This is a genomic window from Cytobacillus sp. FSL M8-0252 (genome assembly GCF_038007345.1).
Lineage (GTDB): Bacteria > Bacillota > Bacilli > Bacillales > Cytobacillaceae > Cytobacillus > Cytobacillus kochii.
The window spans coordinates 760,913-784,522 of record NZ_JBBOWZ010000001.1; the positions used below are offsets into that span (position 1 = coordinate 760,913).

The window sequence follows — 23,610 nt, forward strand, 5'->3', positions numbered from 1 at the left end:
TATTCCTCTAATAGGCAAAGAGAGGAGGAAAAAGGTTGAATGAACGTAGCTTAATTAAAAGAGCAATAAAAGGAGATATGGAATCTTTAGAAGAGTTGTTGCTTATACATAGTGACCAACTGTACCGGACTGCTTACTTATATGTGCAAAATAGAGAGGATGCCCTTGATGTCGTGCAAGAAGCTTCCTATAAGGCCTTCATTGCTATTGAACAATTAAAACAGGAGAAGTATTTCCTCACATGGTTAACGAGAATCTTGATCCATTGTGCTTACAGTGTATTAAAGAAGCGGAACAAGGAAGTGAGGATTCAAGCGACTGATGAGATTTTTAAGCAGCAGCACGAACCAACATCAGAGGCATTACTAGATTTACTAGATGTTATTCGAACGTTAAAAGAAAAGCAAAAACATGCTATTATTCTCTTTTATTTTCATGACCTAACAATAAATGAAATTTCAAAAGTAATGAAAATACCCGAGGGAACAGTTAAAACGTATTTACGTAGAGGGAAAGAACAGTTAAAGGAAAAGTTAGGAGGGGATTATTATGATGAAGGAAAAAGAATACCTAGAAGCTTATAAGGATATAGAAGTACCGCAGGATTCTCTCAAGCAGGCAATAAAAGTAGGTAAATATCGTGCTCAACAAAAAAAGCGTAAATCTCAACCCCGAATAAAAAGTGTCGTTATATTATCATCAGTCGCAGCTATTATTTTATTGTTTACTAGTTTTCTTTCTCCTACTTTTTCACAGGCTATGGCCCAAATTCCCTTAATTGGTAATGTCTATGCCGCATTTAATGATTCGGTTGGTAGGAGCTTACAATCTCAAGGGTTGGTAACTGAATTACACGAAACGTCTACACAACACGGTATTGGTATCGAGATGAATGAAGTTTATTATGACGGAACCATTGTTGGAGCGGTATTTTCGGTCACAGGTACAGATAGCAGGGAGGAACAGATTCAAGCATTATATGAAATTTTTGACGGAGATGAGAACATATCAGAAAGTCAAGAACTCGTTCATATGAAGAAAGATGGTGAACGGTATATTGGTCATATTCAATTTCCCTACCCCCAAAAAGAGCTCCCAAAAGAAACTACTTTTCCTTTGGCCTTTCTTAGCGTTGGTGAACAAGAAGGTAACTGGAAATTTGATGTGCCGATCAAACAATTACCTTATGAAACAGTGAAAGTGAACAAAAGTGTCACAGATGAGAAGTTGGATATGCAATTACATATTGACTCTGTCATAAAGGGAAAGGCCTCTACTACTATTGAATACACAGCTACTTTTCCAAAAGATGAGCAACATGATTTTGTAGAATTAAATGCATCCGATTATAGTGGGAAACCTATTGAAATATCTATTGATCATAGTATACAAAGGGGAGTGGCTGATGGCCGTTTTATAGTGAAGGGGAGAAGTATAATTCTAGAACGGCTTAATGAAGACGATTTAATTCTACAACCCTTTGTCCGATTATCAACACCTGATCAATTTATATCATTAAAACACAAATTACCATTTAAAATAGCATCAAAGCGTCAGGCTTTTTCAGTCGAAATAGATAAGTTGGAAGTTCATAAAGGGAAAGTCACTTTCGATTATCAAATAAATCAAGGAGAGACATTCGGTCGTGATTTTACCTTCTATAAAGATTTTGCTAAAAACGATATTACTATAGTAGAGAAGGAGAGAAAGGATATTTATAAGGCACCAATGAAGCACAAAACAGAAGTAATCGATCAAGGAGCCCTTCGTTTCCGTAGCACTTATGAAATAAAAGGTGATGAAGACGATTATATCATCCGTGTAAATTTAGGCTCCTTGAGTGCGAATATCCCACTACAGCTTGATGAGATGAAGATACCCCTAAAATAGTGAAAAAGGGAGCGGATGTCCGCCCCCTCTTTTTTACGTTTGCTTCACATTTCCTTTAACAAATACCTGTTGATTAACTTTTATTAAAATACTTATCACGGCCATTAAAGCGGCAGATAGGAGAAAAACAAGCTGAACATTGAATGTTTCAGCGAGCCATCCCATCAGTAAAGAGGAAAGGGCGAAAATACCTGTGCCCAAAGCGCCTAGTGCGGCGTAGACCTTTGATAACTGTGTAAGTGACACACTCGTTTGAATCATTGTATGTTGCGGTATGCCTTTTATTTGCATAGAAGCACCAAATGAAAAGGCAAGGATAAGTGCAAGAACGGGTAGCGTATTAAAAGCGAATAAGAAAGTACTAAAAAACGCTCCGATGGCCCCGAGCATAAACACCTTTCTTATTTTGTTTTCTACTAGTTTTGCATACTTCATACAATACAGACTGCCGAGAATGAGCCCAAGGAAAAAAGCGCCATTTATCCAGCCCCACCATTGATGGTCGGCTTGTAGCCTTTCACTCACAAATACATAGAGAATAGCAGCGATCCATACTGTAGCAGCGATGGAATCAAGCCCTTCAATATAGGCCATTTTTCGCAATATCGGTGTTCGATACAGGATGTGCCACCCTTCTTTCATTTCGACAAACGGAGACGGTTGTTTTTCGTTTGAGCTTTGTACGTTGTTTAAAAAAGAAAGGAAACAACTAGATAAGAAGAATAAACCAATCACTACCCACAATAAGCTGTTGCTGCCAATACGAATGAGCAACAAACTACTGATGAACCACATGCCAGCTTGAATGATTTGTGTAATCGTATCGAAAAACCCATTTGCTTTCACTAATTGCTCACTATTAACATAATGAGGAATCAGTGTTTGGCTGATCGGATTCGCACAGCCATCGAGCAACCCGATGCCAGCAATGAGTAAAAAGACAATGATAAACGGTACAGCAACCATTTCAGTTACAAGAAGGGTGAGTAGGATAATAATGATCGTTTTCCCAACTTGTGAAAAGGTGAGAAGCCATTTTAAGTTCCAACGATTCATCGCAAGCGGTGAAAGTAAACTTGATAGAAACATAGCTGATGTTATCGTAAAAGGAACAAATGCTGTATAAAAGCTTGACCCTGTCCATTGATATATCATACTAATGATTGATGTAATATAAAGAATATCCCCCATATTCGCAAGAGACTGCCCGGATACTAATAAAGCAAAATTTTTGTTTCGAAACATGATTATTTCCCCCAAGTTTTGTTCGTCTATAGTTGGATTTTTAGGGGTAAATCAAATTGGATTATTCAAGAATGCTTCAAACTCCTTTCGAACAATAGAAAGATAATGGGGGTCTCACTTTCTACAAATTTATCTATATGGAATAGAAGTGTTGTATATTTTTAGGTATTCGTTTAAAATACTTCATTTACCTTTATTTATTAAAACTTTCAATCTCTTGCTTGTCGTGCAGCTTGATAAGGATACCAGGGGATGAAACTTTTTACAGTTATAGTGCCAGTTGAAAATTATATAAGCTGAACAGCTTCTTCTAATAATTCACTTGTTAACTGAGGGGAAGAATTCATTTGATTCATCTCGACTAGTTCCTTCAAAGATGATTTCATTAAGGCAAAGTGTTGATGTTCTTTGAAATATGGGAATGCCTTTTCTGCTAAGTATAGTTGGTATTTGTCTTGTTCATCTTCTAATTTATACTCCAATAATTTAAAAAGGTGTATAAAGACTTCTTCTTCTAGTTCTAGTGCTATTCTTTGTCCTTCGATAATATTTTTTCTTAAGGTTTTTTTACTACTTAAATGGCCTTCAACTGCAACGAGAATATAATTGAAAAGGCGATGAATGTAGACTTTACCTTTTTTATTACATAGGCGTATAGACTCCTTCAGGTATTGATAAGCTTCATTATATTCTTTTCTTTTGAGAAGCGTGTTTCCAAGATTGTTCAGTAACATCCCTTTTTTGTCATTATCATTAATTAATTCGCACGCATAAATTAATCGGTTATACATAGGTTTCACATCGACATAAGGATCTTCAGATATGTGTAATAACAACAAGGACTCCGCCTTAATTGCATCAGCGTAATTATTGATTTCTTTAAAGTATTTTAATGCCTTTTCTGCATACATGTATGCCATTACTTGTCTGCCTACATATTGATAACCAAGTGCTAAATGATAATAGAATTCCTCATTTGGGTAATAGGCAATCTGGATTTTATTGAAAATAGCGATGGCTTCATAATGATCATCTTTTTTAGAAGAATAGCGGATGAGATGCCATCCTTTCATATGAAGTAAAAAGTTTTTTTCATAAGGATTCATCCATGCTTCTACCTTGTCTAAAGAACCTAAGAGGGCATCGATCTCCTTCTTCTCCTCCTTTACGAACCAATATCGTAGCATTACCAGTTGATAAAAATAGGCATACTTAGTAGATAGTAAGTACGGTATATTATTTAAAATTCTTCGGTAAGACTCTACCTGTTTAATCTTATTTAAAATCAAAGCTTCATTGAAAGAATGCAATGTTTTTTCGATTTCCTCGAACTTTTCACTTTCTTTTTGTAAATCAATTTGTAACTTTTGCGAAAACAATTGAATAATTTCTAATGAATAATCTGTTTTACCATTCTCAATTTTACTCACATGTGTTGCGGTACAAATACCGTCACCTAATTGTGATTGAGTCATACCTTCTTTTTCTCTATAAAATTTAATAATATGGCCTACTGACAATGGTACTTACCCCCTAGATCTATTTAATGATTAATGTATACAATTGTAATATAGATTTATTGAATTGGTATATTATTTTTAATATTCTAACTTTAGTGGGTGTTTTGTCTGATAAGCGTAGAGAAATATTCTTAGGTTATAAACAAGAAGATAGTAAACAGGAGGAACACAGCTGAGAATGAGCGCAAGTCTTGTATACGCGTTGCAAAAAAGAGTAAAAAAAGAGAGGGAATTGCGTGCAAGAGGGGTTTACGCGCAAAAAAGAGTAAAAAAAGATAGGGAATTGCGTGCAAGATGGCGTTTACGCGCAAAAGAGAGTAAAAAAAGATAGAGAATTGCGTGTAAAAGGCGTTTATGCGCAAAAAAGAGTAAAAAAAGATAGGGAATTGCGTGAAAGAGGCGTTTACGCGCAAAAGGGAGTAAAGAAAGATAGGGTATTGCGTGCAAGAAGCGTTTACGCGCAAAAAAGAGTAAAAAAAGATAGAGAATTGCGTGCAAGAGGGGTTTACGCGCAAAAAAGAGTAAAAAAGGATAGGGAATTGCGTGAAAGAGGGGTTTACGCGCAAAAGGGAGTAAAAAAGGATAGAGAATTGCGTGCAAGAGGGGTTTACGCGCAAAAGAGAGTAAAAAAAGAGAGAGAATTGCGTGCAAGAGGTGTTTACGCGCAAAAGAGAGTAAAAAAAGAGAGGGAATTGCGTGCAAGAAGCGTTTACGCGCAAAAAAGAGTAAAAAAAGAGAGAGAATTGCGTGCAAGAGGGGTTTACGCGCAAAAAAGAGTAAAAAAGGATAGAGAATTGCGTGAAAGAGGGGTTTACGCGCAAAAGAGAGTAAAAAAAGAGAGAGAATTGCGTGCAAGAAGCGTTTACGCGCAAAAAAGAGTAAAAAAGGATAGAGAATTGCGTGAAAGAGGTGTTCACGCGCAATAAAGAGTAAGAAGAGGTAAAGAACTGCGTGCATTAGGTACATACGCGCAAAAGAGAGCAAAGAAAAGGTAGGTAATTACATCCAAGAGGCGTATACGTAGAAAAGGCAGAAAAAAGATTGGTCACTCAGAGGAAAAACTCGAAATGAAAGCCGAACAGCAAAAGCGTTTTGCACGTCATTCGAATTTCAAATCCGGAAACGAAAGCCAGGCAAATAGGGTGTGTGAGCTATTCGTAGGTCCAGTCTATAAATCAGAAAAACCCCCAAATATGAGTGGGATCCTAGAATGGCTCTAAGGCACAACGAAATTTGAACTCTAGCCATTTCCACAAAAAAACGAACAAAGACTATTATTCATAGTGTTTGTTCGTTATGATTACCTCAGTACACAAGATTCAATGTTTATTCTAATACTCCAATTGAATCGTAAGCAGCCATTACAGCAGCTGTTTCAGCGGAAGGTTCTCCATTTCTATCAGGATATAAATCACGTGCAGATTGCACCATAGCTTCTCTCATCTCGGTAAAATTAGATGATGGTACTAAATAGACTGTTAATGCTTTATAAAGAATTTTGCCTAATTTATCTGATCCTATTCCATTAACTGTCGTACCGTAATGATCTCCACCCTCTGCAATAAGGTAGGCTGCTTTATTGTTAATGCTACTATTAATATGGACGCCACCTTTATCTAACTCTCCTAAATAGCGATCATCATAATGGTCAGGATATGCATTATCTTTCATCCCATAGTTCGGGTGAAGTGAATTGTCTTTCGGGTTCTCTAGGGAGCGAAGCCCTCCATCGCCTGGGATATTAGGAGTGTATACATCTTCACCTATTACCCAATTTTTATCTTCTTCGGCTTTGGAATGATTCTCAGCTAACACACCGAAAATATCAGCAATGGATTCATTTAGTGCGCCTGATTCACCTTCATACGTTAAATTAGCTGTATTTGTTATCACGCCATGTGTCATTTCATGTCCTGCAACATCAAGTGCCCCTGCTAGTGAACTGAAGTATGAACCATCACCGTCTCCATAAAGCATTTGTTTCCCGTTCCACGCTGCGTTATTCCACTTTTCACCAATGTGCACGGTGCTAATAATCTTCATACCATCGTTATCTAAGCTATTACGATCATGTACGTTTTGATAGTATTTGTTTACCTTTATCGAGTTTTGTTGGGCAGAAATAGCTGCTGGATCGTAGAAGAAGTTAGACGCTGTCTCTACTTCAAATCCTGTAAATCCTAGTAAGGCAGATAAAAGGATAAAAGGCGTTTCACCCATTCTTTGTGCATCATACGTATGAATAGGTACTGAACGATTTTTGACAGTTTCTAATGAATATAAATGGGTTTTACCCGTTTCAATATTCTTTGTCGCATTGAAATTTTGCATTTTTCCTAATAAGTCTAATCCACGAGCACTGACAGTTTCTGTTTCCGGCTCCGCAGAATGAAGAGCATTAAAGTGATGTTGTACTTCACCCGTATGCGCATCAATAAAATAATGGAAGTAACCAGGCTCAGGAATAGAAGTAGAGGCTTTTACTAAATAGGTCAGATGGTATTCATCATTTTTTGGAAATACCATCAGATCTGTTTCAATGCCATCATAATCTTTTATCGCACCAATTTCATTTTCTATCGCAGCTTTCGCCTGAGACTCAGCCTCTTCTTCAGTAATAGTAGGTGTTGTATTGATATTTACCTTCACTAACTCGTTATTTACTTCTCCGATAGAAGCATAAACATTTAAGTCCTCATCTAGTGAAATTGTTTGGCCTGAGCCGTAAACTGGGACCCCGTTAATTTGTTCAACGGTTTTCATATGAGTCGTTCCTATTTGTTTATCAACCTGTTCATCAATGATCTTAAATTGATTCACATTCTTTTTACTTGAACGTGCTTTAGGTTGGGGCTGATCTTTTAATTGGTCCTGTAAATAAGCTTGTACAACCTCCTCTTTATTTAATCCTTTCGGTGCTTGCCAGATGACTTCATTGGTCTCTGTTTGAATCGCTGCATATGTGGACAATGGAGAAAACCCCGTGAATGTGACGGACAAGGCTAATGCAGTGGGTAAAATCACTTTCTTAGTAAAATTTTTCTTCTTCAAAACAATCACCTCATATTCATTTTCTGTAAACAATTACAATTATTCTGAAAACTTAATGCTGCGTCAATATGTAAGCGATTGGGTTAATAAAACGCGACTTTGGACTCTCAACTCTATCATTTTCTATAGGAATCGCACGCTTTGTTAGGTCTAATTACAGATAAAAATAACCCAATTTATTTATCAGATATTTCAGTTATATTATTGGTAGCAGAGAAAAACGATGAAGTTTTATGAAAGGAGAGTCATTCATATTGTTAAGTCTAGCAAAATGGACACTGCGCTTAATTGGTAATCTACTATTTCTGCTTATCTGTGTTTTATTATTTATCATGCTTTTTGCTCGATTCACTGGTAATGAACCCAATCTCTTTGGATACCAGGTTAAAACAGTGCTTTCTGGATCAATGGAGCCATTATTTAAAACAGGTTCAGTGATAGCGATTAACAGAACAGAAGAAAATCAAACCTATCAAAAAGGAGATATTATTACTTACAAACTTGATGAGATCCTTATCACACATAGAATAGTAGAAACATCTTTAAAAGATGGGGCAATTATGTATAAGACTAAAGGTGATAATAATGACGCTGTTGATAGATGGGAAGTCCCAGCACATCATGTGGTTGGGGAATATGCAGGTGTGACTATCCCCTATCTGGGCTATGTTCTGCATACCGCACAAACAAAAGCAGGAGCCGCATTATTAATGATTATTCCAGGCATCATTTTACTCTTCTCTGCCTTTGTGCAACCAGGGGAGAGAAAACCAAAAGAGGTATATACGCAGTAATTCTCTTCTCTACTAAGGGGAAGTGAAACATATATTAGGAGGAATGTTTACATGGGATTAAATTTTAAGTTAACAAAAAAGAATCTGATGACAGCTGCACTTGGATTATCATTAATTACCGGAGGCACTTATGCGTATTTTAGTGATAGTTTTGCCACTGAAAATACTTTTGCAGCAGGAACATTAGATTTAGCTGTAAATCCGGATTTTGTTGTGAATATTGATAATATCAAGCCAGGTGATGAAATCTATCGAGAATTCACTTTAGAGAATAATGGTACATTAGATATTCATAAAGTTCTGCTACAAACAGATTACTCTGTAGTGGATGCAAATGGGGATAATGTAGAAGATTTCGCTGACCATATCAAAGTAACGATTATGTATAATACAAGCAGCGCAACAGTCCCTGTTGTCGAAACTACATTGGCAGAATTATCGAATACAGAGCCAGACTTAACGGCTATCGATACATTCGTTGGCGGTGGACAAATACCCGATGGTATCCTAGCAGGGGAGAAAGAAAAAATGTTTGTGTTATTCGAATTTGTTGATAATGGACAAGATCAAAATCAATTTCAAGGTGATCAACTTCGTGTAAATTGGACATTTAATGCTGAGCAAACTGCCGGGGAATACTATGATGAGCAATAATGAGGTTAAATGTCTTTATATAAAAATGTGAAACATTGCTCTTGAACGAGGGATCCGCTTTAAGAGTGTCGCATGGAAGTGAATTGCGGTCTCTCAAATCAGAATGGCACATTGAGGCCATTGTAAAACTAGATACGGCGGTCTCAAATTAGGCATGAAAAATAAGAGCGCCACAAAAAACTCATGTACTCGAATCAAGCTTTTCTGTATTAGTAAGCTTCACCTTCAAATAGAGTGCCTGATGAAACATGTCATCAGGCACCCTAAAAAGGGCATTTCCCTACTGCTGTTTTGGATGTTCCTTACTCAACCATTCATTTCCTCGCTTAAAGTTACCAGTGAGTTTTGCCAACAATAATTGAATGTTGCCCTCTTCGTTCTCGATCTTATTTATGAACTTCGCCGCTTCTTTTCCATTGATTGTTTTTATGACTTTATGGTTGTAGGAAATCACAACTGATTGATTTTTCATTATTTGAAAACTAAATGGCGCTTCTTTTAAGTGTTCTCTTTTATCTTCCACTCCCATTTCAATCTCCTTCTATTAAATTTTATTTCTTTGCTAATGATATGAGCGAAACATCGGATAGTATTCAGCGTCTTTAATAAAATTATTTACCAAAAAAATGAAACTTTACAATTGCCACCACGTATACATTATTGTAGCAAGTTTATAAAAAGGGGAGATTTTTTTATGGAAGCTGAATTAAAGCATGAGGTGGAGGAGCCAAAGAAACCACGTTTGTTTGGGATGATTGCCAATCCATCAGAGCAATTTGAGCGGATTAAGCAACAACCGAAGATCTGGGTACCACTATTATTAGTGACATTATTATTCACAGTGGGTATGATTATTACCGCTTCATCGATGGACCCAGCTTATCTTGGAATTGATGAGTTATCTCAAGCTGAACAAGATATGGTATACATGATTTCACTGATTATGTTTGTGATTATTGGTATCATTTCACCCATTTTTACGGTATTAATTTCTTCAGCTATTTATCTATTAATTTGTAAAATTGCCAGTTCTGATGTGTCATTTAAGCAGCTTTTCTCAATGAATACATACATTCTGGTTATCAGTGTCATTGGACTAATCTTGAATGGTGTCATTCGTATGATAATTGGTGGCAACCCAGAGTTAAATGTGACGAGTTTAGCATCTGTATTAAATGCAGAAGCTACGAGTGTTTGGGCGAGTATTGAAGTTTTCTCCATCTGGCAAACAATCCTTGTCGGTTTAGGTTTGCATAAAGTGGCGGGATTAAGTAAAGGTGTTGCATACGGTGTTGCCATTGCCTTCTTTATTATTAGTATGATTTTCGCATTAGTTACTTCTACGGCGGTCTAAGATAAATATGAAGAAAAAAACTTGGATCATTGTTGGAGTGGTAAGTGTAGTTTTGGTGATGATAGGCGCAAGCGTCTATCATCAAGCTTTTGCGAAAGGACCTTCTGTAACGACTGCAAATGTTGAGAATGAAGTAATTACAGATACGTTAATTGTGCCAGGTACATTATCTTTGAAAAATGAACAGAAAGTGTATCCTGGTGTAGAAGGCGAAGAAATTGCTGAAATCCTTGTAAAGGAAGGCGATGCTGTTGAAAAAGGTACGGCTGTCGCCAAGTATGATGATACACGAGTGGCGATGGAGCTTGAAAGGTTGAGTTTACAGATTGAATCTGGTTATTTACGAATCAATCAAGTGGACAAACAATTAGATCGACTCTCAGACCAAGAAAATGAATTGCGTGATCAAGTCGGCAAAAAAGAAGCCGCTAAGCAAATAGCACCGGAAAGAGATCAGCTGCAATTAGATTTAAGAATGGCAAATTTAGATGTTCGTCAGTTACTTCTAGAAAAGAAAGAAATTGAAGCACAACAAAAAGATTTAGAGATAAAAAGTAAATTAGACGGAACAATTTTACAAGTGAATGAAGACCAACCAACGGATTCAATGACTCAGCAGCCAGTCATCCATATTGGTAATACGGATGAAATGGTAGCCCGAGGGGTTTTATCAGAATTTGAGTCTTTAAAGGTCGAGAAAGAGATGAAAGCGACAATTCGCACAGATGTATTACCTGATAAAGAATGGAAGGGGAAGGTTAATTTCATCGGTTTAATGCCAGATGAAAACAACCAGTCTGTTGCTGGTGATGCGACCCCAGCGCAATATGGAATGACAGTTGAAATTGAAGATGATATTACTGAACTGCGCACAGGATTCCAATTAATTATTGAAGTGGAGACAAGTAGTAAGAAGGCACTTACTGTCCCATCTGAGTCTGTGTTATCTGCCGATGGTGAATCTTATGTATATCTTTTAAAAGATGGAAAAGCTCATCGTCAAGACGTGAGTGTAGGCGTTGCCACTGGTGAAAAGATAGAGATATTAGATGGTTTAACAGCTGAAGATGATGTGATTACTAATCCTTCTGATGAATTGAGTGATGGCTTGGAAGTGGAAGTCGAATGATTCATTTACGAGAAATCACAAAATCTTACCAGATAGGCGATGAAATGGTCGATATTTTACAAAGCATTGACTTAACGATTGAAAATGGAGAGTCACTCGCAATTATGGGACCATCTGGTTCTGGAAAATCGACATTAATGAATATTATTGGTTGTCTAGACCGACCGACGAATGGAACCTATCAACTAGACGGTGAAGATATATCGCAATATTCTGAAGTGGAACTAGCGAAAATTAGAAATCGGTCCATTGGTTTTGTCTTTCAACAATTTCACTTACTACCAAGGCTGACTGCTTTAAAAAATGTTGAACTACCGATGATCTATAGTGGTCTGAATAAGAAGGAAAGAATGGCTAAAGCTGAGCGGGCGCTCATTAAGGTAGGTTTAGAAGACCGGATGGAACAGCTTCCGAGTTTGTTATCAGGCGGACAGAAGCAACGGGTAGCCATCGCCCGTGCACTTGTGAATGAACCGAAGTTGATCTTGGCTGATGAACCGACTGGCGCGCTCGATACAAAAACGAGTGAAAATATTATGGAACTTTTTACCCAACTAAATAAAGAAGGTACTACGATTGTAACGGTAACACATGAACCGGAAATCGCCGCTTATGCGAGTCGTAGAATTCTCGTCCGCGATGGTATCATTGTCGAAAATGAGCGCCAAGTAGGGAGGCGATGACTTTGAGCCTTCTTGAAAGTATAAAAATGGCACTTAGTTCGTTAATGGCACATAAGCTGCGTTCCATTCTTACAATGATAGGGATCATTATCGGTGTTGGCTCTGTTATTATTGTTGTTGCTATTGGCCAGGGCGGGGAAGCCATGTTGAAATCGCAACTCACAGGCCCGGGAAATACGGTTGATTTATTTTATCAACCGTCAGATGAAGAGATAATGGCCAATCCCAATGCATTGTATGCCTCGGCTTTTTCACAAGAGGATATTCGCGCTTTAGAGGAAATTGATGAAGTGAAAAGGGTCGTTGCGTCAAGCTTAGAATTCGGCCCTGTTCAGTTTCGAGATCAGCAGATAGAAGCAACTTTAATGGGGATTAACGAATCTTATTTTCAATTGAACCCGTTAAATCTATCAGATGGAAGAGGTTTTACAACAGCAGATTTCTTAAGTGGAAAACGGGCAGTTATTGTTAGTCAATCACTTCAGGAAGAGCTATTTGAAGGAGAAGCAGCAGTGGGTGAGGTGATTCGCCTTGGTGCTCAACCGGTTGAAATTATTGGTGTGCTAGAAAAACCAACAGGGATTTTCTCCTTCGGTAGTATGGAAGTATACTTGCCTAGTTCGACTTGGTTAACGATTTATGGCAGTAGTGATATATCGCAAGTGACATTACAGACTGATTCGGCAGATGATCTACAGCAGGCAGGAGAGAAAGCAGTCTCTCTAATGAACAGTCGCTATAACACGGAAGAAGCATACCAAGTGTTAAATATGGAAGAAATCGCTGAAGGACTCGGTCAGGTCACAACAATTATGACGATGATTATTGGTAGTATTGCCGGGATCTCATTATTTGTCGGTGGAATTGGCGTCATGAATATCATGCTTGTCTCTGTCACAGAGCGTACGCGTGAAATTGGCATAAGAAAAGCGTTAGGCGCAACGAGACAGCAAGTATTAACTCAATTCCTCATAGAGTCAATTACACTTACTTTCATTGGTGGTGTAGTCGGTATTCTGCTTGGTTGGGGTGTGACAACATTAATTAGTCTATTTGCGGGTTGGCCGTCTCTCATGAGTTGGCAAGTCATTGCTGGAGGCATGCTATTCTCTATGCTAATCGGTGTCATCTTTGGGATATTACCTGCAAGTAAAGCATCAAAGCTCGACCCTATTGAATCATTGCGTTATGAATAATTAGAAGAAGTGTAGTAGATAAGCTGCACTTCTTTTTGTTAGAGGAGGAACCGTGATGTGGAACGATTTAAAAGCACTAGTATCAGAGCCGTCTATGCTCTTTAAACAGTTAAAGCAAACACCAAAGGTGAAAAGTGCCTTATTTATCGTCTTTATTTTATCCTTTATCCATATGTTTTTCGGTGCATTTTACGTAGAATCCAGTATATTTTCTGAAGTCGGTTTGGGTGAAATGGGAGGTATGTGGCTAAGTATCGTACCAATCTCTATTGCCAGTTTATTTGGTCCCATATTTTTTATAACAGTTGTGAGCTTAATAATTTGGGTCGTAACAAAAGTGGTCAAAACAGGTGCAACCTTTACACAATTATTTTCCATGTATACATATATTGTCATTGTAACGACTTTTGGTAATGTCTTGAATGTCATTATTCAAGCTCTAGTTGGTAGTGATGGCTTAATTAAGATAACAAGTATTGGTTATTTGTTTAACAGTGACGTGTCAAGTCCGCTACATTTACTCGAAGTATTCTTTATATGGGAACTTATACTCGTAGGTATAGGTCTTCAATATACAGCTGGAATTAGGAGAATGTGGGCGTGGATAATGGTTAGTCTTTATGTTCTTTTCATTTTCATTATAACGATCCTCCCATAATGAAGGAAGAGAGACGGTGGTAAGCTGATAGATAAGAGGAATGAGATGTCTACCTAGGCGGTTTCGCCAAATGAAAAAAGAAGTGTGGGCAAATGAGAAATGCCCACACAACTTCTCTTGTCTAATTAGGAGAGCAATAAGTGATTCACCTACTTAAATTTCTTCCCAGACACTAGATTCACCTGGCACGTCCCCTTTTGACCACCATTTAGCCTTATAAAGTTGCCCATTAAACAGTACTTGGTCACCACCATAGTAAATGACTTCGCTATTCCATTCACGGTTTTCCGCTTCGCTGATGAGTTGCCACACACTCGATATACCAGGTTGATCCCCTTTTGTCCACCACTGTGCCTCATATGTTAAACCGTTATAAATTACACGATCCCCTTCTACATAAATAGTGTCTGTCTGCCAAGTATCGCTTTCAATAGGCGTTTCGGGTTCTGGGTCAGTGCTTGGTTCTTCCGGTTCAGGTATTGGCTCAGGATCAGGTTCGGGTGTAGGTATATTACTTACACCAGAGAATTCGGCATCAATCACATGATAAAAGGCATTGCTTGTATTCGCCACATCCCATACAGCTAAGATCACATGATAGCCTTCACGCGCAGGTACGGTTACTTCATGTGAAACGGTTGAGCCTGGGACTGCCCCATGATCATTTTCTTCAAAGAAAGGGGTTAATTCAAATTGATCTCGTGTTAAGGGTGCATTAGGGTCCCAATCTTCTTTTGTTATGTAATAATGCCATTTGGCTGTTGAGTGAGCAGCAGTCAAATGCCATGTAAATGTTTGCTCCCCTGCATCCATATCGACTTTTGCCCATCGCGTTTCGGATTGTTCGTCCAATTCAGGAAATATCCCATTGGCAGAAGCAAATTGGCCATCTTCTAAACCTGCTTCAGGAAAACCTTTTGTTGTTTCGGTTGATTGTGGTTCATACTGAACTCCGCCACAATTTTCATTGACACCTTGTGCACATAAAAGGGCACGAGAAGGTTGTTGCTCGACATAACCATGTCCGAATGCTGCACCTGGAGCCATAAGCATGGCAGTCATAAGTATCGCCCCACTGAGGTACCGTTTTTTATTTCCATTCATATCCTTCATCTCCTTTAATAATTGAACGTACTAAAAGTGTATCGTTCTATTGGTTATGAATAAATGTCAGAAGGACCTAATTTTTCATTTAGATACGATAGCCCAAGTTTTGTAATATAATATCCAATTGATATCTGTATAGATAGAGGGAACAAGGGTAATGGTTTAACAAACGTTTGAGTTAGAGACGCTTTTATTGAAAAATAAATACTATAACCCTTGTTTTACAAGATAGTATCTTTTATACTGTTCCTATACCTTGTAAAACAAGATAGTGAAATGGGTGGAAAAGAAATGTCGCAAACACAAATGATGAAGGGAATTATCGATGGCTGTCTGTTAGCGATTATTGATGGTAAAGAGTGCTATGGCTATGAAATGGCTGAACGGCTAGGTGATTATGGCTTTGATGCGGTGAGTGAAGGGACGATCTATCCGCTACTCATGCGCATGCAAAGAGAAGGATTAGTCACTTCTGTTCGCAGAGCATCGACAGCTGGACCGCAGCGAAAATATTATTCTCTTACAAAAGAAGGCAAGCAGGCATTAGCAGAATTTATCTTGAGGTGGCAACAGCTAGAGAAAAGCGTCAATGCCGTCCTAAAAAAAGAAATGGAATAGTGGAGGTGGAAAAAATGGCATTAACACAGAAGAGTAGAAAATTTCTTGAGGACTTGCATATCTATTTACTATCAAGTGGAAAAAACCTCAACGAAATTAAGGAGATTACTACAGAACTCGAAGATCATCTAATAGAAGCAGAAGCAAATGGTAAATCGATTGACCAAATTGTAGGAGACTCCCCAAGTGCCTATATGGAGAGTATTTCAGGTGAAATGAAATCAGATCTTGCATCATGGGCAAAGTACTTTCCACTTGTCTTGCTGGGACCGATTGCTTTTACCATATTCGGAGATTTACTTGATAATGGAGTACTCGCTTATAGTCTATTTAATATCATTGGAATCATTGTTTATACCATCCTATTTATTATGGGTGTTTCCATTGTATTCAAATATACATCAAGAAAACAGACATCCGTCACAAAGGAAATAATCATCTTATCGTTACCAATCATCGTTAGCATGCTGTTTTATCTATTAGTCCTATTTTTGGATACAATGATAGACACACCGATCGTCAACTTTGGAGAAATCGGCAGTATTGTGTTGGGGAGCGTTGTATTCATACTCATCATCGCCTTCTCCATATGGAGCAAAACGATCATTATTCCAGTTGTTTTACTCGCACTGTTCTTACCAGATATTTTACTTAAGCAAACGGCGCTATCTGAATCAAGTAAGCTAATTATTGGCATGTTCATTACTTATAGCCTCATTGGACTGTACTTGTTTTATATTTTTGCAAAGGAAAAGAAGAAGCAGCAAGGAAGTGAATGAGGTACTAATAATGATTTATTTTGTTAGGCATACTCACTCTTTCTATTCGCAACAGGTCTTAGAAACAGGCAAGAGAGTTTAACATTAAGAGCAACCCAGGAGTATAGCGAAAAGATTAGATTTACTCAATTTGGAGAATTAAAGTCTAGAGCAAAATTATAGTGTTAAGTCTAAAAACGTTGAAGCTATTAAGTTAGTAGAACAATAAAGCTTTTTAGCTTCATTCCAATTCATACCATCTCTCAAGGAAAGCTTCCATCCAGAAATGGGGAGGTAGGAGATTGTGAATAATTCTATTTCATCTAACGGGGGCATACTTGATTAATGGTATTGTTCCTTTCTTATGTCACATAAGGGGCAGCATTCCTGTAATAAGTGAAAATGAAATTTGATAGAAAAAAGACCTCTTGATAAGATAAATGTGTCCTAAGCCGGCTAGCTAAAAGGGACAAAATATCTATTCGGAGGTCTCAAAATGAATTATAACCAAAATCATAAAATAGCTCAAATTACATCAAAAACCTTAATCATTGGTATTGATATTGCCAAACATCATCATGTAGCTAGAGCACAAGATTATCGTGGAATAGAGCTAGGTTCTACTTGCTTTTTTGATAATACTCAAGAAGGAATTAGGACATTTATTAATTGGATTAATCAAATAAAAGATTCATACAAAATGGAGTCTGTCATTACTGGAATGGAGCCAACAGGCCATTATTGGCTTAATTTAGCTCATATTCTAAAGGAGGAACAGATTAAGTTCGTCGCGGTCAACCCCTTACACGTCAAGCACAGTAAGGAACTAGACGATAATTCTCCAACTAAAAATGATGTTAAAGACGCAAAAGTCATTGCACAACTAGTCAAAGATGGTAGATACTCCGAACCAACGATACCACAAGGAGTTTTCGCAGAACTGCGTGTGGCTAAGAAATTGCGTGATCTATTAAATGTAGACTTACAAATAGTGCAAGGACAGATACACAACTGGATTGATCGATATTTTCCAGAGTTCTTTACCGTTTTTAAAAGTTGGGAAGGGAAGGCAGCTCTTCATTTATTAAAGCTGGAAGCATTACCGGAAGAACTGGTGAGATATACAGAAGAAGAATTACTAGAATACCTTAGGCAAGCAGTGAAGCGCAGTATAGGGATTAAGAAGATTCGTGCCTTAAAAGAAGCAGCCAATCGCTCGATTGGCATCCGTCAGGGTGCCATGATGGCTAAAATGGAGTTAAGAACGTTAATTCAAAAGTATGAACTCATTCAAAAAAAGTTCGAAGAGCTTGACCAAACTCTGGATACACTACTTCAAGATATTCCAGGCGTTGATCAAATGTTAAAAATAACAGGAATTGGCCGTGATACAGTGGCGGGTTTCTTCGCTGAAGTAGGCGATTTGAGTGAATACAATCATCCTCGCCAGATAACTAAACTGGCTGGACTTAGCTTAAAAGAAAATACATCAGGTCAGCATAAAGGGAGAACCAGAATAACCAAACGTGGTCGAAAGAAATTACGAGCATTGTTATTCCGAGCATCTATGATTCTAGTAGCCAAGAACAAAGCCTTTAAAGCCCTACATTATTACTACACAATGAGACCTGACAATCCGTTAAAAAAGATGCAGTCTTTAATTGCCTTGTGTAATAAGCTCATCCGTATACTATTCTCTATTGGTAAGAAACAGTTTGTGTTTCAAGAGGAGAAGATGTTGAAGGACATCCCTCATATGCATGCATTTATCCAAGAACAAATAGCAGCTTAATCACTATTAAACTAACGATTAACCAATAGATTTAACAAGATGAACAGACAAAATCAGCATGGGATTAGTTGGCAACGCAACTAACGTAAGGACTTAGATCCTGTGGGGCAGCATGACCGACATCCACCTTATGGAAAGGTTGAACGAAGGAATGTAGGAGCGTAGACTCTGTGAGACTTGGGAGGGTAGACCTCCATAAGAGATGTGGACATCCATTGGTGCGTACATACCTATTTATCCAACTTTTGGGAATCAACCGAAGGTTGGCTAGTTTCCTGCGCTCATTTTCTTCGTAAACAGCTTGATTGTGTACTTTTCACTCTAATCAAATCTGTAAAGTAAAACAAGTTAGATAGCAATACGGTGAAAAACTGCGTAATTAAGAGATAAGTGTTTGTTTATTGAGGGAGGTTAGTGGAAGAAGGTATTTCTATATTTTCACTTGAATATATCTATAAAAAGACTATAAGATGGAGGGCTGTTTATGGCATTAGTGTCAATCTATACTGTTGGTAGGCTAAACCATCATTATGACCACCCTACCTCTCGTGAATTTTATCAAGTTGGAAATGGAGTATATCGTCAGGCAACTAAATCAGGACTTATAGAGGCATTTTCACCTGAAGGAGTCCCTTTCCCTGAAGAAACTGTAAAGGGAAAGGGCTCTCCTATTCTTACTCTTACGGTATGGAGAAATCTTCAATCCTTATATCGCTTTACCTATTCGGGACAGCATATACAAGCATTACGGGATAGAAGCAAATGGATGGAGCAATATCCAGAGAAACACCTTTCTTATGTAGTTTGGTGGACAGAAAACTTGAAGGATGTCTCATGGGAGGAAGCATTTAAGAGATATAACTATTATATTCAGCATGGCCCAACTCCTTTTGCATTTGATTTTAAGCATGCATTTGATGAAAAAGGGGAGAGGATCATGATTAGTAACGAGGGCTCACTTAGGAGAGAATTGTGAAGTGTTCCACTTAAACAAACAGGTGCTTTAGTTTAACAAAATTAAGTCTTATGAACAATGAAGATTTTAGTTATTCAATTAAAGGGTGCGTTTATTGTGCAACGTGTCTTTTTTTAGGACTAATTATTGTAATATTAAAAGATTGGATTGAAAAGTAGATGGAAATAAGATTAGCTAAGTTAAAGGAATTAGAGCAGGTGGTATTTATATTGAATGAGGCTACATTGGAATTACAACAAAAAGGGATTCATCAATGGGAATATCCTTGGGATAAGAATAAAATACAGAACCAAATAAAAAATAACTACTCTTATGTATTATTAAAACATAATAAAATAATAGGAACCTTTTGTATTAATGATATAGACTATATCAATGATTTAACAGTTGATGAAGAAAGTAAATACTTATCTCAAATTGCTATTTTACCCAAATTCCAAGGAAGAAATGTTGGTTCCGCAATAACCGACTTTACTTGTTCTTTTGTAAAAGGATTAAACCAAACTCTATATTTAGATTGTTGGGCTGGTAATGAGAAGTTAAAAGAATTTTATTTGAGGAATGGATTAGAATATATAGGCGATTTTCCAGAAGAAGACTATTTCATTAGTGTTTTTAAATATAGTTGTATTTCCTCATCAAAATAGAGCAGCTACCATACGAAGTCGTAGGAGTTGGTTGGTTCTTCAAGTCTCTATTTTTAATCGCCAACATAGAATGATTCCTGTATCTACGAAACCAAATGAGAAGCATCTAAGATAGTAGTTTCTAATATAGGTTCTTTCTCGTTTTCTGCAACTTCAAGTGCTATTACTTCATCTTATCCCCGTTGATTTTTCGTAATTCAATCATGTGTTTATCTCCCCTCTAATTCAAGCCACTTTCAATCACACATAACTGCACGTGTTGCTTTGAAATGAATTTTGATGAAAACATCGTTAGTTCATACTCTTTAAAATTTCAATTCCAATATAAACTTAAATATTTCCTTTACTTTCCTTTAAATTTTTCCAAACCAAAATGATACTTGCTTCGTCTAAAATGGGTGATAGGGGTGAAGCTTAGATGGCTGATGAAAAAATAGCAATAAATGTTGATGACATAGAAAATACTGAACAAATTATCGGCCAATTAATGGATAATTACAGCGATGATGTACTGCATCTTGTTTTTTCATATGTGAAGAATCGAACGACAGCTGAGGATTTAACGCAAGAGATATTTATTAAGTGCTATGAAAAACTAGGTCAGTTTAATCATAAGTCATCAATAAAAACGTGGCTATATCGAATTGCCATTAATCATTGTAAGGATTACTTGCGTAGTTGGCATTATCGCAAAATAAAATTCAGCGATAAAATTTGGGACCATATCCCATCCAAGTCAAAACATGTGGAAGAGGAAATAATCTCAAGAAATGTAGCGGACAGTTTAACAAGTGCTGTGATGGATTTACCAGTAAAATACAGGGAAGTTGCCTTTTTACATTACTACGAGGAGCTTTCATTAGCAAATATCAGCAAGATTACGGGTGTCAATAGTAATACATTAAAAACTAGATTAAAGCATGCCAGAGAATTATTAAAGAACAAGATGAAAAAGGAGGTTTAATCATGGGCGATCCATTCTATAAATTAAAGAATTCTATAAAAAAAGATTTTGCAGGTCTTTCTTTTTCCGAGGAGAGAAAAAATGCGGTGAAAGAAACGATCCGTAGGAAACAATCTCACCTAGAACTACATAATTGGAAAGTAGAAACCCTTAAAAATATATTAGAGTCACTGCAAGATGGAACAAAGCATGGGTACGATATTTCCACCCAACTATTTCGTAAAAATGAGCTTAGCTTCAAAAGCAATGAAGGCCAGCTTTATATCCTTTTACATCTACTTGAAAATAAGAAAATCATTACTTCAAAATGGATTGAAGACAGGAAATACTATTCCCTAACTACGAAAGGAAAAAAATATGTATCTTCTTGGGAGCATAGAGGTTCTAAACAATGCGCATCACTGAACTATTTAATTGAGGAGGCTTCTTTATGAGTTCTTCCAAATTTGAGGAATATTTAAGTAAAGTCATCTCTCAAGTGAAATCCAAGGAAGCTCACAGTATGATCAAAAAGGAGCTTAGTGATCATATGGAAGAGCTCAGCAAATCCTTTCAAGAGAGAGGAGTATCTATAAAGGATGCGGATAAAAAGGCAATGGAGGAAATGGGAGATCCCTCTACCGTTGGTAAAAACATGAATCATCTTCATAAACCGAGAATGGATTGGCTCCTTATTGTTTTATTTGTTATTCTTGCAGGGGTTAGTTTTCTTCCACTGATTGGTGGTTTTTCAGAACCAAGCATTTCTTTAATGAAAAAACAAGTAGTCTGGCTCGTGCTTGCAATTCTTGCTCTCGTAGGATTTCTATTCTTTGATTACAGGAAACTGAAAAATTTGTGGATGTATTTTTATGGAGGTGGCTTAATCCTTTTTCTTACAACTTTTTTAGTTGGTATGGAGGTTAACGGAGCCAAAAGATGGATTTCTTTCGGGGGTATGACGATTGATGGTCCAGCTATAACCTTATTTTTATTTTTCTTAGCGTGGGCCGGCATTTTTGCCAAAATCAATGAGTTTAAGGGTTGGAAAAAACAAGGAATGCTATTATTCCTATTTTGGACTCCAGTCCTTCTCTACATCATGGTCCCACAATTTATGTATAGTATAATATACTTTTTTTGCGTATTAGCGATGTATGTTTTTTCTTATGTTCATAAACAATTTGCCATTAAAGTAGCCGTGGGTAATTTGCTTATAGGTATCATTTTCATTAGTACAATGATCCTTTATTTCCCTAATAGCTTTCTCTCTGATACACTCATACCACTGAAAGATATCCTTTCAGAGGCTGGTTGGTTCGGCAAGGGACTTTACAATGATCTAAAGCTCCCTGAAGCACATACAGATTTGGTATTCCCATTTCTTGTCTATTCTCTTGGCTGGGCATTCGGAATGATCCTTTGTCTACTTCTCTTTGTATTTATTTTGCGGATTTCATTAAATGCTTTTAAAACAAAGGATGTATTCGGCAGATTATTAGCAATCGGTGGGGCTGCATTATTTATTGTTCCCGCTTGTTGGAACATTCTAATGGGTCTTGGAATCGTCCCAATCATGGTAGTTCCCTTGCCGTTTATTAGTTATGGAGGAAGCATGTTGCTAGTTTACTCTGCACTACTAGGCCTTATTCTGAACGTTTATCGAAGAAAAGATATTGTCGAACCTACAATAGTAAATTAATTTAGTGTATAACCGTTACCAAATACTTTATTAAAACACATATTGAAATCGAAAGCCTGTATCTTAGATTAAAATAACCTTTGATACAGGCTGATTTCTATTTCGCGGTTTGGTATAAAGTTTGATCAAGAAATATCTCGAAATCCATATTTTGCGTTAACTTAAAAAGCCCATTTTGAAATAAAGATTGATCAAAATGGGCTTTTTCTTTGTGAAGTATTATACAATTTTTATAAATAAGTTTGATCTTTACTGTAGTATGTTCTTCCAATAAAGCGCAATTTTCTTGAATAAGACTGATAGTAAAACAATCTTCAAAAAGGCTCTTTCAAACAAACATGAACAAAATTAATTAATCCAATGAGAAGTTCGATGTATATGAGAGGATAATGTTGTCTTTACATCACCTTTAGTCGAATTAATTTGCATTTGGGTCAAGAATATACTGGTGGACAGATCAGCGTCACTGAAATTAACATCTCGTAAATCCGCAACAATAAAATTGACTGCCCTTACTTCAATCCTTTAACAAAAAAGAGGTAACAATTTCTCGACTCTCCGGTAGTAGTTAAGAAGAAATATGTAATGGTTGATTTCTAAGTCGAAATGGCAAAAAAACTATATATGGTTCGAGACACAATACTTAAAGACCCTTTGAGCTAACGAAGAGAGATAGTCACACAAATTAGACTGAAAAAAATTAGTGCGTTTAAATTAGATTGCAAAAATTGTTTTGAATCTGCCGACATTCCTCAAAAAAGAAAGTGGAGTATCTTGTCGTTAAAATTATTTGTATTCATTTAATGACCAATAAGACAGTAAGTTAATAAAGATCGTTCAATAAAAGTAAAACAATACAGAGGCCAAAATTCTTAAAGTAAAGTTATTTGGCT

24 protein-coding genes are annotated in these 23,610 nt (G+C 37.0%); 19 read left to right on the forward strand and 5 right to left on the reverse strand.

The window, feature by feature from the left end; genetic code table 11:
* Positions 1-35: 35 nt before the first annotated feature.
* Complete coding sequence (locus MKX83_RS03930) at positions 36-584, forward strand: sigma-70 family RNA polymerase sigma factor (protein WP_341049757.1); 549 nt, start codon at positions 36-38, stop codon at positions 582-584.
* The gene (locus tag MKX83_RS03935) at positions 550-1,890 is read left to right on the forward strand and encodes a DUF4179 domain-containing protein (RefSeq protein ID WP_341054180.1); all 1,341 of its coding nucleotides are present in this window, start codon (positions 550-552) and stop codon (positions 1,888-1,890) included. The genes MKX83_RS03930 and MKX83_RS03935 overlap by 35 nt, the downstream gene beginning before the upstream one ends.
* A gap of 33 nt (positions 1,891-1,923) precedes the next feature.
* Here the strand turns inward: MKX83_RS03935 and MKX83_RS03940 are convergent, their stop codons facing one another.
* On the reverse strand, positions 1,924-3,135 hold the full coding sequence (locus tag MKX83_RS03940) for an MFS transporter (RefSeq protein WP_341054182.1): 1,212 nt from the start codon (positions 3,133-3,135) through the stop codon (positions 1,924-1,926).
* Between the two features lie 287 nt (positions 3,136-3,422).
* A complete protein-coding gene (locus MKX83_RS03945; RefSeq protein WP_340977782.1) occupies positions 3,423-4,655 on the reverse strand; it encodes a helix-turn-helix domain-containing protein in 1,233 nt (410 codons plus the stop codon).
* Between the two features lie 178 nt (positions 4,656-4,833).
* Here MKX83_RS03945 and MKX83_RS03950 point away from each other — a divergent pair, with 178 nt between their 5' ends.
* Both MKX83_RS03950 and MKX83_RS03955 read left to right on the forward strand, forming a co-directional pair.
* A complete protein-coding gene (locus MKX83_RS03950; protein ID WP_341054184.1) occupies positions 4,834-4,986 on the forward strand; it encodes a hypothetical protein in 153 nt (50 codons plus the stop codon).
* On the forward strand, positions 4,943-5,581 hold the full coding sequence (locus tag MKX83_RS03955; protein WP_341054185.1) for a hypothetical protein: 639 nt from the start codon (positions 4,943-4,945) through the stop codon (positions 5,579-5,581). The genes MKX83_RS03950 and MKX83_RS03955 overlap by 44 nt, the downstream gene beginning before the upstream one ends.
* 400 nt (positions 5,582-5,981) lie before the next feature.
* Here MKX83_RS03955 and MKX83_RS03960 read toward each other — a convergent pair whose 3' ends face one another.
* Positions 5,982-7,706 carry a M4 family metallopeptidase gene (locus MKX83_RS03960; RefSeq protein WP_341054188.1) on the reverse strand — a complete coding sequence of 575 codons (1,725 nt, stop codon included), beginning with the start codon at positions 7,704-7,706 and terminating at the stop codon, positions 5,982-5,984.
* Positions 7,707-7,960: 254 nt separating this feature from the next.
* On the opposite strand from MKX83_RS03960, the gene sipW reads away from it, so the two are divergent.
* Positions 7,961-8,500 (forward strand): signal peptidase I SipW, encoded by a 540-nt coding sequence (gene sipW / locus MKX83_RS03965; protein WP_341054191.1) that lies wholly within the window; start codon positions 7,961-7,963, stop codon positions 8,498-8,500.
* A gap of 51 nt (positions 8,501-8,551) precedes the next feature.
* Entirely contained in the window at positions 8,552-9,154 is a 603-nt protein-coding gene (locus MKX83_RS03970) for a TasA family protein (protein ID WP_251163232.1), read from the forward strand.
* 280 nt (positions 9,155-9,434) lie between these two features.
* On the opposite strand, the gene MKX83_RS03975 is transcribed toward MKX83_RS03970, so the two are convergent.
* Positions 9,435-9,683, reverse strand: coding sequence for a hypothetical protein (locus MKX83_RS03975; RefSeq protein ID WP_341054193.1), 249 nt, complete (start codon positions 9,681-9,683; stop codon positions 9,435-9,437).
* 165 nt (positions 9,684-9,848) lie between these two features.
* On the opposite strand from MKX83_RS03975, the gene MKX83_RS03980 reads away from it, so the two are divergent.
* From MKX83_RS03980 to MKX83_RS04000, 5 genes are read left to right on the forward strand one after another with little or no spacing between them, the layout of a single operon-like run.
* The gene (locus MKX83_RS03980) at positions 9,849-10,508 is read left to right on the forward strand and encodes a Yip1 family protein (RefSeq protein WP_307315176.1); all 660 of its coding nucleotides are present in this window, start codon (positions 9,849-9,851) and stop codon (positions 10,506-10,508) included.
* 7 nt (positions 10,509-10,515) lie between these two features.
* Positions 10,516-11,637: an efflux RND transporter periplasmic adaptor subunit gene (locus MKX83_RS03985; RefSeq protein WP_341054195.1), complete on the forward strand. Its 1,122-nt coding sequence runs from the start codon at positions 10,516-10,518 to the stop codon at positions 11,635-11,637.
* Positions 11,634-12,320: an ABC transporter ATP-binding protein gene (locus tag MKX83_RS03990; protein ID WP_095370626.1), complete on the forward strand. Its 687-nt coding sequence runs from the start codon at positions 11,634-11,636 to the stop codon at positions 12,318-12,320. Before MKX83_RS03985 ends, MKX83_RS03990 begins: the two co-directional genes overlap by 4 nt.
* A 2-nt stretch (positions 12,321-12,322) precedes the next feature.
* Positions 12,323-13,516: an ABC transporter permease gene (locus tag MKX83_RS03995; protein WP_095370625.1), complete on the forward strand. Its 1,194-nt coding sequence runs from the start codon at positions 12,323-12,325 to the stop codon at positions 13,514-13,516.
* A gap of 55 nt (positions 13,517-13,571) precedes the next feature.
* Positions 13,572-14,174 (forward strand): YIP1 family protein, encoded by a 603-nt coding sequence (locus MKX83_RS04000; protein WP_341054197.1) that lies wholly within the window; start codon positions 13,572-13,574, stop codon positions 14,172-14,174.
* A 153-nt stretch (positions 14,175-14,327) separates the two neighbouring features.
* On the opposite strand, the gene MKX83_RS04005 is transcribed toward MKX83_RS04000, so the two are convergent.
* Positions 14,328-15,278, reverse strand: coding sequence for a lytic polysaccharide monooxygenase (locus tag MKX83_RS04005; protein ID WP_341054201.1), 951 nt, complete (start codon positions 15,276-15,278; stop codon positions 14,328-14,330).
* 294 nt (positions 15,279-15,572) lie between these two features.
* On the opposite strand from MKX83_RS04005, the gene MKX83_RS04010 reads away from it, so the two are divergent.
* The 8 genes from MKX83_RS04010 (at position 15,573) to MKX83_RS04045 (ending at position 22,717) form a co-directional block, all read left to right on the forward strand.
* The gene (locus tag MKX83_RS04010) at positions 15,573-15,899 is read left to right on the forward strand and encodes a PadR family transcriptional regulator (protein WP_095370623.1); all 327 of its coding nucleotides are present in this window, start codon (positions 15,573-15,575) and stop codon (positions 15,897-15,899) included.
* 14 nt (positions 15,900-15,913) lie between these two features.
* A complete protein-coding gene (locus tag MKX83_RS04015) occupies positions 15,914-16,678 on the forward strand; it encodes an HAAS domain-containing protein (RefSeq protein ID WP_322910169.1) in 765 nt (254 codons plus the stop codon).
* Positions 16,679-17,153: 475 nt separating this feature from the next.
* Complete coding sequence (locus MKX83_RS04020) at positions 17,154-18,449, forward strand: IS110 family transposase (protein WP_341054155.1); 1,296 nt, start codon at positions 17,154-17,156, stop codon at positions 18,447-18,449.
* A 484-nt stretch (positions 18,450-18,933) separates the two neighbouring features.
* Positions 18,934-19,425 carry a DUF3291 domain-containing protein gene (locus MKX83_RS04025; RefSeq protein WP_095370607.1) on the forward strand — a complete coding sequence of 164 codons (492 nt, stop codon included), beginning with the start codon at positions 18,934-18,936 and terminating at the stop codon, positions 19,423-19,425.
* 158 nt (positions 19,426-19,583) lie between these two features.
* Complete coding sequence (locus MKX83_RS04030) at positions 19,584-20,072, forward strand: GNAT family N-acetyltransferase (RefSeq protein WP_341054204.1); 489 nt, start codon at positions 19,584-19,586, stop codon at positions 20,070-20,072.
* Between the two features lie 418 nt (positions 20,073-20,490).
* Complete coding sequence (locus MKX83_RS04035) at positions 20,491-21,036, forward strand: sigma-70 family RNA polymerase sigma factor (RefSeq protein WP_340977815.1); 546 nt, start codon at positions 20,491-20,493, stop codon at positions 21,034-21,036.
* A 2-nt stretch (positions 21,037-21,038) separates the two neighbouring features.
* Positions 21,039-21,470, forward strand: a complete 432-nt coding sequence (locus MKX83_RS04040) for a PadR family transcriptional regulator (RefSeq protein WP_322910160.1) — start codon at positions 21,039-21,041, stop codon at positions 21,468-21,470.
* Complete coding sequence (locus MKX83_RS04045) at positions 21,467-22,717, forward strand: FtsW/RodA/SpoVE family cell cycle protein (protein ID WP_341054208.1); 1,251 nt, start codon at positions 21,467-21,469, stop codon at positions 22,715-22,717. The genes MKX83_RS04040 and MKX83_RS04045 overlap by 4 nt, the downstream gene beginning before the upstream one ends.
* Positions 22,718-23,610: the final 893 nt, after the last annotated feature.

Excerpts from the sequence above, each read along its gene's own strand:
- MKX83_RS03935 (WP_341054180.1), top strand. The coding sequence starts at position 550 with ATGATGAAGGAAAAAGAATACCTAGAAGCTTATAAGGATATAGAAGTA.
- MKX83_RS03940 (WP_341054182.1), bottom strand. The coding sequence starts at position 3,135 with ATGTTTCGAAACAAAAATTTTGCTTTATTAGTATCCGGGCAGTCTCTT.
- MKX83_RS03950 (WP_341054184.1), top strand. The coding sequence starts at position 4,834 with ATGAGCGCAAGTCTTGTATACGCGTTGCAAAAAAGAGTAAAAAAAGAG.
- MKX83_RS03970 (WP_251163232.1), top strand. The coding sequence starts at position 8,552 with ATGGGATTAAATTTTAAGTTAACAAAAAAGAATCTGATGACAGCTGCA.
- MKX83_RS03975 (WP_341054193.1), bottom strand. The coding sequence starts at position 9,683 with ATGGGAGTGGAAGATAAAAGAGAACACTTAAAAGAAGCGCCATTTAGT.
- MKX83_RS03980 (WP_307315176.1), top strand. The coding sequence starts at position 9,849 with ATGGAAGCTGAATTAAAGCATGAGGTGGAGGAGCCAAAGAAACCACGT.
- MKX83_RS03985 (WP_341054195.1), top strand. The coding sequence starts at position 10,516 with ATGAAGAAAAAAACTTGGATCATTGTTGGAGTGGTAAGTGTAGTTTTG.
- MKX83_RS03990 (WP_095370626.1), top strand. The coding sequence starts at position 11,634 with ATGATTCATTTACGAGAAATCACAAAATCTTACCAGATAGGCGATGAA.
- MKX83_RS04000 (WP_341054197.1), top strand. The coding sequence starts at position 13,572 with ATGTGGAACGATTTAAAAGCACTAGTATCAGAGCCGTCTATGCTCTTT.
- MKX83_RS04005 (WP_341054201.1), bottom strand. The coding sequence starts at position 15,278 with ATGAATGGAAATAAAAAACGGTACCTCAGTGGGGCGATACTTATGACT.
- MKX83_RS04010 (WP_095370623.1), top strand. The coding sequence starts at position 15,573 with ATGTCGCAAACACAAATGATGAAGGGAATTATCGATGGCTGTCTGTTA.
- MKX83_RS04015 (WP_322910169.1), top strand. The coding sequence starts at position 15,914 with ATGGCATTAACACAGAAGAGTAGAAAATTTCTTGAGGACTTGCATATC.
- MKX83_RS04020 (WP_341054155.1), top strand. The coding sequence starts at position 17,154 with ATGAATTATAACCAAAATCATAAAATAGCTCAAATTACATCAAAAACC.
- MKX83_RS04025 (WP_095370607.1), top strand. The coding sequence starts at position 18,934 with ATGGCATTAGTGTCAATCTATACTGTTGGTAGGCTAAACCATCATTAT.
- MKX83_RS04030 (WP_341054204.1), top strand. The coding sequence starts at position 19,584 with ATGGAAATAAGATTAGCTAAGTTAAAGGAATTAGAGCAGGTGGTATTT.
- MKX83_RS04035 (WP_340977815.1), top strand. The coding sequence starts at position 20,491 with ATGGCTGATGAAAAAATAGCAATAAATGTTGATGACATAGAAAATACT.
- MKX83_RS04040 (WP_322910160.1), top strand. The coding sequence starts at position 21,039 with ATGGGCGATCCATTCTATAAATTAAAGAATTCTATAAAAAAAGATTTT.
- MKX83_RS04045 (WP_341054208.1), top strand. The coding sequence starts at position 21,467 with ATGAGTTCTTCCAAATTTGAGGAATATTTAAGTAAAGTCATCTCTCAA.